Annotated in this window: 8 protein-coding genes and 1 tRNA gene; 5 read left to right on the top strand and 4 right to left on the bottom strand. The window is 60.3% G+C overall.

What is annotated here, in order from left to right; translation table 11 throughout:
• Nucleotides 1–172 precede the first annotated feature (172 nt).
• From Q1K49_RS10260 to Q1K49_RS10275, 4 genes are all read right to left on the bottom strand, one after another.
• Nucleotides 173–1,612, bottom strand: a complete 1,440-nt coding sequence (locus Q1K49_RS10260) for a histidine kinase dimerization/phosphoacceptor domain -containing protein (RefSeq protein WP_300525747.1) — start codon at nucleotides 1,610–1,612, stop codon at nucleotides 173–175.
• Nucleotides 1,581–2,141 (bottom strand): response regulator, encoded by a 561-nt coding sequence (locus tag Q1K49_RS10265; RefSeq protein WP_300525749.1) that lies wholly within the window; start codon nucleotides 2,139–2,141, stop codon nucleotides 1,581–1,583. The genes Q1K49_RS10260 and Q1K49_RS10265 overlap by 32 nt, the downstream gene beginning before the upstream one ends.
• The gene (locus Q1K49_RS10270; RefSeq protein WP_300525751.1) at nucleotides 2,138–4,570 is read right to left on the bottom strand and encodes a PAS domain S-box protein; all 2,433 of its coding nucleotides are present in this window, start codon (nucleotides 4,568–4,570) and stop codon (nucleotides 2,138–2,140) included. The genes Q1K49_RS10265 and Q1K49_RS10270 overlap by 4 nt, the downstream gene beginning before the upstream one ends.
• 635 nt (nucleotides 4,571–5,205) lie before the next feature.
• A tRNA-Arg gene (locus Q1K49_RS10275) sits at nucleotides 5,206–5,282 on the bottom strand.
• A gap of 228 nt (nucleotides 5,283–5,510) precedes the next feature.
• On the opposite strand from Q1K49_RS10275, the gene Q1K49_RS10280 reads away from it, so the two are divergent.
• The 5 genes from Q1K49_RS10280 to Q1K49_RS10300 all read left to right on the top strand — a co-directional run bounded on the left by Q1K49_RS10280 (nucleotide 5,511) and on the right by Q1K49_RS10300 (nucleotide 9,874).
• The gene (locus Q1K49_RS10280) at nucleotides 5,511–6,539 is read left to right on the top strand and encodes a tyrosine-type recombinase/integrase (RefSeq protein WP_300525753.1); all 1,029 of its coding nucleotides are present in this window, start codon (nucleotides 5,511–5,513) and stop codon (nucleotides 6,537–6,539) included.
• On the top strand, nucleotides 6,539–6,802 hold the full coding sequence (locus tag Q1K49_RS10285) for a hypothetical protein (protein ID WP_300525755.1): 264 nt from the start codon (nucleotides 6,539–6,541) through the stop codon (nucleotides 6,800–6,802). Before Q1K49_RS10280 ends, Q1K49_RS10285 begins: the two co-directional genes overlap by 1 nt.
• Before the next feature lie 2 nt (nucleotides 6,803–6,804).
• Nucleotides 6,805–7,368 (top strand): hypothetical protein, encoded by a 564-nt coding sequence (locus tag Q1K49_RS10290; protein WP_300525756.1) that lies wholly within the window; start codon nucleotides 6,805–6,807, stop codon nucleotides 7,366–7,368.
• Between the two features lie 20 nt (nucleotides 7,369–7,388).
• Complete coding sequence (locus tag Q1K49_RS10295; RefSeq protein WP_300525758.1) at nucleotides 7,389–7,787, top strand: hypothetical protein; 399 nt, start codon at nucleotides 7,389–7,391, stop codon at nucleotides 7,785–7,787.
• Nucleotides 7,788–8,986: 1,199 nt separating this feature from the next.
• A complete protein-coding gene (locus Q1K49_RS10300) occupies nucleotides 8,987–9,874 on the top strand; it encodes a hypothetical protein (RefSeq protein ID WP_300525760.1) in 888 nt (295 codons plus the stop codon).
• Nucleotides 9,875–9,929: the final 55 nt, after the last annotated feature.

Below are 9,929 nucleotides of genomic sequence, written 5' to 3' on the forward strand. Positions count from 1 at the left end.
ACATCCGACCACACATGAACAGGCTCCGCCGGCTGTTGTCATACCGAATTTCCTCCGGACAGGCAATTCCCGCCGAAGGCAACGCACCGCTCCCGGGAGCGGCGCCGTTCCTGCGATTCCTTTTCGGGAAAACGCGAGGCGGAGAAGCGTCTCTCCCCCTTGAGCCCCCCGCTCACGTCGCATCGCGCAGCGCCGGGATGAGCACGCGGATCCGCGCACCGCCCCGGGCTTCGTCCTCCAGTCGCACGACTCCCTCAAGCTGCCGGGTCAGGGTGTCGATGATGCGCATCCCCAAAGAGCGGGTTCTTCGCTGCTCCAGATCCGGGGGCAGGCCGATGCCGTTGTCCGCCACCTCCAGCAGGACGTGATCGCTCTCGCACCGCAGGCCGATGCGGATCTCCCGCTCCTCCATCGGTCGCGGGCACGATTCGGGAAAGGCGTGCTTGAGGCAGTTCGTCACGAGTTCGTTCAGGATCAACCCCAGGGGAATGGCCTGCTCCAGCGTCAGGGAGACCGGCTCCACCTCGATCCGAGGTGCGGGGCTCCCCGGGCGCTCCTCCATCCGGTAGGCGGCGATGAGCTGGGAGACGAGGCTGGAGACATAATGGTGAAAATCCAGACGGGAAAAATCTCCCTCCCGGTAGAGCTGCTCCTGGATGAGCGCCATGGCGCGGATTCTGGACTGACTCTCCAGGAGCACGTCCCGGAGATGCGGCTCCGTCACTTCCGCGAGCTGGAGGGAGAGGAGAGAGATGACGACCTGGAGGTTGTTCTTCACCCGGTGATGCACTTCCCGAAGAAGGATCTGATTCTGTTCGAGGGAACGACGGAGGTTCTTTTCCATGTTCTTCCGCTCCGTGATATCCAGAGCCGCGCCGACGATGCCCGCCACGTCCCCCTTCGCGTCGGGAAAGGTGGCCTTGGAGAAGATGACTTCCCGCTCCGCGCCTTCCGCTCCGGGCATGCGAAACTCGTAGGTCTGCATGCTCGGGTGTCGCCGCAGCAGTTCCTCGTCCCGATCGCGGTAGATTTCGGCGAATTCCTGGGGAAAAAGGAAGACGCTCTTCCCTTCGATGTCCTGTCGCCGAAAACCCGTGAAATGCTCGAAGGCCTTGTTGCACCCGAGATAACACCCCTGGGCGTCCTTGTAGAAGATAGGAAGAGGAATGGCTTCCATGAGGGCGTTGAGAAAACGCCCCTGCTCGATGAGGGCCGTCTCCGCCCGCTGACGGGCGGTGCGGCTCCGCCATTCCCGGAGTGCCCAGTCGACGATGCGCGGCATGAGGACGAAGGATTCGGGGGATTTGGTCACATAGTCGAAGACCCCCGCCTGGAACATGTCCCGCACGAGCTGTTCGTCTCCGTGGCTGGTGAGGATCACCACGGGGACACGTCCCGCCGCATCCTGGATGATGTCCTTTCCCACTCCGTCGGGAAGACGGTAGTCGGCGAGGATGAGATCGGGAAGCCGCTCCGCAAGGTATTCCCGCGCCCGGGCGAGGTTTTCCGCGACGGCACAGCGGAACGCCCCCTCGCCCCGCTCCAGGGAGCGCCGAAGCAGTTCCACGTGGCCCGGATCGTCATCCACGAGAAGAATCAGAGGCTTCTCCATGTCGTTCCCTTTCGCCGCTTCTGCCAGCCCTTCGGGGGGGTGCCTTCGCGCTCCCCGGCGCACCACCGCGCATGCCCCGTCCAACCTCGGTCTCGGGTCTCTTGTTCCAGGAAAGCCAGTAGAAGCCGAAATCCTTCATGAGTGCGGCGAATTCGTCAAATCTCAGGGGCTTCACGACATAACTGTTGGCGTGGTATTCATAGGCTCTGGCCATGTCCCGCTCCGCCTCGGAGGTGGTGAGGATCACCACGGGGATGTCCCGCAATACGGCATGCTCCTTCACCTGCCGCAACACCTGGAGCCCGTCCACCCTGGGAAGGCGCAGATCCAGGAGAATCACGAAGGGAACGGGAGATTCGGACGGTTCGGCATATCTTCCACGGCGGAACAGATAGTCGAGTGCGGTCTCGCCATCCTCAAGCCACGTCACGTGGTTCGCCACTTCGTGTTCCGCCAGACTGCGGAGGATCATCTCCGCATGGGCGGGATTGTCCTCCACAAGGAGAATCGTCAACGGAGCCTCGCTCACACGTCATCACCTCCGACACGTGGTGCGGGGGGAAAGGACAGGCAGAAGACGGACCCTTTGCCCTTCCCCTCCGATTCGACCCAGATCCGCCCTCCGTGGACCTCGACGATGCGCTGAGCCAGGGCGAGGCCGATGCCGGTTCCCTCGCTTCTCGGATCCAGTTTGTTGAAGAGCCCGAAGATCGTCTCCCGATACCGGGGATCGATACCCATTCCGTTGTCGGCTACATAATACACTATTCCATCCTCCCGACGCATCACGCCGATCTCGATGCGGGGCTTTTCCTGCTCCCCCGTGTATTTCGCCGCATTCTCCAGGAGGTTCTGGAACACCTCCACCAGCCTGGGCCCGTCTCCGTAGACATCTCCCAGCCCGGGCGACACCTCCACGACCACACCGCGTTCCGCGAGACGCCCCGAAACGGCCTCCAGAGCACGGGAAACCAGTTCCTCCACGGAATGCAATGCCGAGGGATTGACGACGCGCCCCACCCGGGACAGTTCCAGAAGATCGTCCAGGAGCAGGGCCATGCGGTCCGCAGCCTCACCGATGCGCCCCATGTCCTTTTGCACCAGGTCCGGTTTCGCCGCGGCAAGGTCCTGCTCCAGAAGACCGAGAAAGCCCTTGACGGTAATGAGAGGGCTCTTGAGATCGTGCGACACCGTGTAGGTAAAGCGCTCCAGCTCCTCGTTCTTCCGCTCCAGCTCCGCGATGAGCCGTTCCCGCTCCTCCCGGCCCCGCTCCTGTTCGGTGACATCCGTGAAGATCGTCGCGAAACGGCCGTGACGGGGCGAGAAGGCGGAGACCTCGAACCAGCGGCCGAGCGCTCCGGAGTAGTTGCGAAAGTGCAGCGTCTCTCCCGAGAGGGCCACGCGTCCGTAGGCCTCGATCCAGTGCGATTCCGTTTTTGGCAGTATCTCCAGCACGGTCCGTCCCTGAATGTCCTCCCCCCGAAGCCCCGTAAGGCGCTCGAAGGCGGGGTTCACTTCGAGAAAACGATAATCCCGCGGTTTTCCCTCTCCGTCGAGGAGAATCTCGTGCAGGGCAAAACCGTCGAGCATGCTCTCGAAGAGCTGCCGATACCGGTCACGGGACTCCCGAAGCGCCTCCTCCATCTCCCTGCGGACCGTGACATCCCTCGCCGCAGCGTAGACTCTTCTGCCTGCCGGAAAAGATCGCCATTCGATCCAGCGGTAGCTGCCATCCTTGCAACGATAGCGGTTGACGAAATTGAGAACCTCTTTTTGGTTCCCCAGCGTGGAGATCACGTCCAGCGTAGCCTGCACATCCTCGGGATGCACGAACTCGATGAAGAAACGCCCCATAAGGTCATCCAGGCTGTACCCCAGCGTGTGCTCCCATTCCGCATTCAGCCGGAGAAAACGCCCCTCCGTGTCGGCGATGCAGAGCAGATCGAGGGCGCTCAGGAAGAACTGCTCCGCCTCCTCGGTCTTCTCCTTTACGGCTTCGAGTGCTTTCCAGCGTTCCGTCACGTCCATGAAGGTGGTATAGACCTCGAACGGGTCCGTCGCTCCCGGCCGTGTCCTCGGGTGGGCGCTGACATCGATCCAGCGGAACGCCTCCTCCTGGGGATTGAAGACCCCCATGAGAACGTTCCGCACCGCCCTGCCCGTGCGAAGCGCCACCATGGCCGGGTGTTCCTCCCCGGGAAAAGGAAGACCGTCCTTCCGGACCGCACTCCAGCGGGAATCCATGGAGGTGCGGCCCTGCAACTGGGCAAGGGAGAGACCGAGGATTCTCTGAGACGCGGCATTCGCCGCCACGATCTCTCCCGATGCATTCTGGTAGATCACGCCCTGATCCAGCGTGTCGAAGAGGTCCCTGTACCGCTCCTCGCTCTCCCGAAGCGCCTCCGAAACCTCCATGGCCTCGATCCTGGCAAGGGAAAGGTCCACCAGGGTGGCCACCAGATCCATGTAGTAGCGAAGCATGGCGTCCAGGCGTTCCGAGGAGAAACGCGGAACGGCCTCTATGGCTTCGAGGTACTCTTTTTCCGGAAAGCCGTATGCGGCGGCCTGTCTCCGGAAAAAATCCATGTCCGGCTCCTCGTCGGCGAGCAGAAACTTCCCCAGAAAGAGCGTCCCCAGGTACATCCCCCTTGCGACAAGGGGGACCGCCACATTCCAGAGCCCGTTTTCGCACTTGTATCTCCGTTTTTCCTGCCCGCCGGAAAGCGGCACTTCCGCGAGAAACTTTTCCGCGGCGGCATCGCTGTTCCAGCACCGCCGACGCGTCTCCGGATTGCCCCGATGGTAACGGAGACACGCATCCGGTCCTCCGGACGCCACCAGGATCTCCCGATCCCCGTCGAGGATCGTCACGGAAATCCCCCCGGCGGCATAGAGGGAATCGATCATTCGCTGCAATCGTGCGACATCCACCAGGTCCGCGAGTCGGAACCGCTCCATGGGACAACCTCTCCATTCTCCATCGCTTTCCGCTCCAGGGACGGCTCCGGGAACCCCGCCCGCCTCTCGCCTCTTCCACACACCGGCACACTTGCGCTCCCGGCCTCTGCACACCGCTTGCAGAACACACCGTTTCTCCCGAACGTCGAGAACGCCGGGGCATTTCCGAAAGCATCCTGTCTCGGTAAAATCTTAGCGCATTTCAGAAATTTGGCGAGCAATTTCCGTTGTGCAAATTTTTCAAAGGAAAACGTTTCGGAGAGGGGGATACATCGCGTCGTGCAACAAGGCCGCTCCGGTGTTCGGAGCCGTAGGCGTCACGTTGCCCCAAAAAGTTTCCAGGGTGCCCGGAGTTCGGCGACGGCGAAAAAATCGCTGCAGGAGCGGTTGTACCACTCTGGAACTGAGCAGATTTTTGGGGGAACGGTCACACCCCCCTGAGCGCACGTAACCCGAGACCATCGAAGCAACGACAGGCGAGAACGAGGGGAAGAAAGGATGCGCAACGTGGATCGGTACGAAGAGGCGAGAACGACCGGAAGGGTACAGAGGGTCGAAACACCCGCCCCCACGCCTCGGGACGCACAAAAAAGCCCCCACTCCGAAAAAGAGTGAGGGCCGTCCGTCGGAAGAACTGGCGCGCCCGTGGCGATTCGAACGCCAGACCTTTGGCTCCGGAGGCCAACGCTCTATCCAGCTGAGCTACGGGCGCGTACCCGGCGTCTAGCACGAAGGGTATTATACCTCCGAAAACCCGTCAGCGTCAAGGGTTCCCCGCATGGAGAGACAAATATGTCTCTCCATTTTTTGTTTTTTTACGCATTGAAAACATCAAATTAATTATCAAAATGCAAAAAAACCTGCGGCCGGGACTATTTTTCCGTTTTTCCGGCGCCGCGGAGCGCGCCGGATATATTTTGGAGCGGAGGTGAGAGAGAGCGTGACCAAAAAACGTACTGGATTACGACTGCGAGTTGATGCGGCAACAGAGCGCATGACGTGGGAGGAGGCACTGGATCGATACGCGGCGTCGTACCGTCGCCGGGGATACGCACCGGCGACGATCCGCCACACATCGTATCATGTTCAGCGCTTTTACTCGTTACTTAGCGAAAGATTCGGCGAGGAGGTGGCGTGGGAATCGCCCGGAGAGGAGGAACGCTTGGAGAGAGAATTACGAGACCATGAAAAATCTCAAGGATATCGAGTTCAAATTTATAAAACGTTAAAAACTTTTTGGAATTTTTGCGTGCGGGACAAAACCCGCAAAAGCAATCCGGCGGAGCATGTGCCCCGCCCAGCCAAAGCAAAACCTCGCGTAGACCGCGTGGATTTTGGCGCGATCGACGCAATCCGGGATGAGTTGCGGCGTGTGTATCGCGCGTCCCCGGCCTGGACCAGTCTCAGGAACTTAACTCTTTATGAATTATGCTATGCCACGGGCATACGGCCAGGGGAGGCCCTGGGACTCCGGGCGGGCGATGTCAACCTTGCGTTACGGGAGGTTGTCATCCCCGCAACCGTTGCAAAAACTCGCGTTGCGCGTGTGGTGTATCTGCCAATCGCAAAGGATTTTCTGAAATTATTAAAAATGTTGATCGATGCTCACAAAAAATATTCTGATGACAACTATAAATATTTCAACCCAAGCGGAACTCTATTTTGTAACGAGCACGGCAAAAAACTAAATGAATCATCTTGGTATCTTGTCGTTAGAAAAGTCGCCAGAAAGCTAAATATACCAAACATGAGTCCATACATGTTACGGCATGCATATGGTACACATATCGCAAAACAAGGGTTGTCCGGAAAACAAATAGCCGCAATGATGGGGCACGCGAGCTCGGAAACAAGTGACCAATATATTCATTTTGCAGATAACTATATTAAAGAACTCGCAGAACAAAATTCGCCATTAAATGCACAAATAAATGCACAAAAACAATACAAAAGGAGGATGCAAAAATAATGACGAAGGACCTGGCAAAACACCTACGCCGCCTTGCGGCAATGCGAGCCGCACGGGACCAAAACGCAGTCGCGGCATGGATCGCCGAGCATCCCGGCACATGGGCAGATCCGGAGTGGGGTCCTCTGGCACTTTCACGAGTTGAAATGTTAATTGCAATGAATTTCCCGGTGCCCGTGTGCGGCGGAGGAAAAACGCCGGCAGAAGTATACGTCGCCGTGGATGCGGCCTTGGCGGATGCGCTCACGCAACAAGAGATATAATTATGACTTCAAAAATTTTAAAAACAAAAGAAGAAATTGTACTATCCGAAGACGGTAAAATTAGAACAGCACTGATTATTGACGATGATAAGGATGTTAATTTTGTTAAAAAATACAAAGAGGGAGATGATTTGATGAAGTTTTTGAGAAATGGAAATTGCACACACTTGGCCGCATTTGGGTTTTTGTGCGGGGTTACCTTTCGCTGGGTAAATAGTTATAACATAATCAACATATCCGTAGCTAAAGCCGCAGAAGCTTTAAAAATTAGTGAAAGTTTGGTGTATAAGTATTTGAATATTTTAATTAAAAAAAAGTACCTAAGGCGCCTTGCGCCAAATCAATATTTTGTAAACCCACAGTTTTGCACGAGTCTTCGTCCAGCATATATATCTACAATTAAAAAATGTTGGAGGAAAAATAAAATAACTGCGGTAGATATCGTGGACATGGTGCAAAAACAAAGAGAACAAAATGCAAAAACTAGAGCATGGAGGCGCACAATTGTAAAATCTGAATTTGCAAAAGAATTAAAAAAAGCATATTGGCGCAGAGAAAACAAGTGAGGTGACATGAGGTGACAAAAATGACAAATCCGACGACCCGTCGCCGCCGCCGGACAAAGGCGGAAGAAAAAATCACGGCGCTCAAAGCGCAACTCGCTGCCGCGGAGCGGTCCGCTCGCGAGGAGGCGCGCCGCGAGCGGACCCGCGGTATGATCCTGCTCGCCGCAGGGATCGAGACCGCGATCGGGACCGATCTCGCAGCAGAGGCCCGGGCGCGGCTGATCTCCGCGGATCGCGTGGTGCGCTCGGGCCGATCCACGGCCGCCGAGCGCGCCGCGGCGCGAGACATGATCCGCAGCACGATCGTGGTGATAGCCGATATCATCCTGCGGCGAGCATACCCGCCACAAGACCAGGCACAGGACCAAGACCCGCGCGCCGTCCCGGCACCGTCTGCCCGAGACGCCGGGGCATCGTGATGTCCGGCCCGCGGAGCGCCGGCCCGCGGAGCGCGCACGGATAAGCGTTGCCCCAAAGGGGCAACGCATCCGTGCCAGGGGGGGACCCCCTGGACCCCGGCCGCCCCCGAGCCGCTGTCGCGGGCGGGTGCGGTGTGCCGGATCGCTCCGCCGGCGCGGCGGGCGACCGGCACAAGACATGCCGGTGCGGCGGGGCCGCACCGGCAAAAAGGAAGTGATAGCCGATGCCAGGGCGGGAATGGTCAGTAATAGTCAAAACGACGGGATGGACGCACGGCGGCGGTGCCGCAGCGAGCGCCACCGGCGACCACGTGCGGTACTTGTTACGCCCCGGCGAGTGTGTCAGCTGGGGGCATCTCCGCGCGCCGGACGTTGCGCTGACGCCCGGGGACCGGTGGACCCTGCGGGCGCGATGGACCCGCATCGCACAGGAGGAGACGGGGCTCGCCCCGCTCCCCGCCTGGGCGGCGGGCGGGCGGGCGCGACGGGACGCCAAAATCGCCCGCAAGATCGTCGTCCCGCTGCCGATTCCGCCGCCGTCGCGGGACGACATCGTCCGCATCGTGCGTGCCGTCGCGGGGGATGCGGCGGAGGTGACGTGGGTGCTGCACCGTGGCAGTGGCACAGGAGACAATCCGCATTTACATCTTTTGGTCCGCTGCCGCAGTGGCAGCGGCAAAAAACCGCGGCAGTCCCCGCGGCATCTCGCCGCGGAGGATCGCGATGTGCGCGACCGCCTCCGCAGCGTACTCCGCGACATGGGGTACGCCGTGGCCGACGAACGGGGCACGCGCGACGGCATCCGTCGCCCCACTGCGGCACAGCTCGCGCTTGCGGGCCGCGGCGTGGCCATCGAGCCCGCCGCGGCGGCAGGCGCAAGGGTTCTGGCCCTCCGGCGGGATCTCCGCCGAAGTGAACGAGAGGAGGAGGCAAATGTTGCGAGACCGAGAGATCCGCATCGCGGGCGCGAGTACGACCGATACGATTACGACGGGTACCCCGCTCCGGAGCGGGGCGCCGGCGACGGCGTGCGGACAATGTCCGCACGCGGTGTGGTACCAGGTCCAGGGCGACGATACCCCGAGCCCGTATTGTCGGATAATGCACGCGGTGATGCGGGACCCGATCATCAGATGCGACGGCACCCTGATCCCGCCGCCGCCGGAATAAGACCACCAACAACGCAGGAGGTGCACACAATGCACAAGGACAATGATCAAAAACATAATACCATCAATGCCAACACCGCCAACGCCACGCCGCGCAAACGCAGGTCGGGCCTGCGTCCGCGCGGAGAGCCGCGCGAACAGCGACAAGAGGCCCCGCGGGTGACCGATGACTCCCCCGCCGCGGAGCGTATGCGCCGCCACGCGGCGCAGCTCGCCGCGGATAACGAGGCACGGGCCGCGCAATTGTCCGCGCAAAGGCAATTGCCGCAGCAATTCCCGGGCGCACGGGCAACGGGACGGGCAGCGGGACAAGAGATTACCGCCGCGCATGCCATCGCGGCGATGCGGCACCTCGATTTTGGCGATCCATTGCCGGGCAACGTGCCGGATGCAGTCACCGCAGCAGTTCGCGAAATGACCCGATACGCACAGCAGGGGCAATTCCGCTGGCGCGATCGTGCGGGGACGATATCGGGCCGCGATGCCTTGGGATTGCTGGTCTGGGCGGCCATGTGCCCGCACATCGCGCTCATCCTTGCAATCCTATCACTGTACACGATTTTTTCCCGTGCTCAAGCGCGAGCGCGGGACGAGGCCGAGATCGCGGAGCGAGTCTGGGCGGACACCTACGCCGCCGCGCGTGCGACGCTGGCGCGCGCCGCGGCGTATGAGATCGCGGAGCGGGACGATGACGGGTGGGGCCTCGTCTCGCGGGACCTTGACGACGACGACCCGGCGCGGCGATGGTGCACCGCGCCGGAAATATGGGTGACGTCCGGGTACCCGACCCCAGAGGCGGCGGATGCGGCGGGTGTGCGCATGCGCGCGTCCATCCCGCGATACGAGTCATTTTTGGACGACCTGATGGACCGTGATCTCCGGCGCGCCCAAGAGGAGGAGGAGAGAGGGCGCGCCTGAGATCGGGGGCAGCGGATCCAGTATTTGCAACGGATCATGCGTTTTGAGGCATTCT

Source organism: Aminiphilus sp., from assembly GCF_029975095.1.
Taxonomy (GTDB): Bacteria; Synergistota; Synergistia; order Synergistales; family Aminiphilaceae; genus Aminiphilus.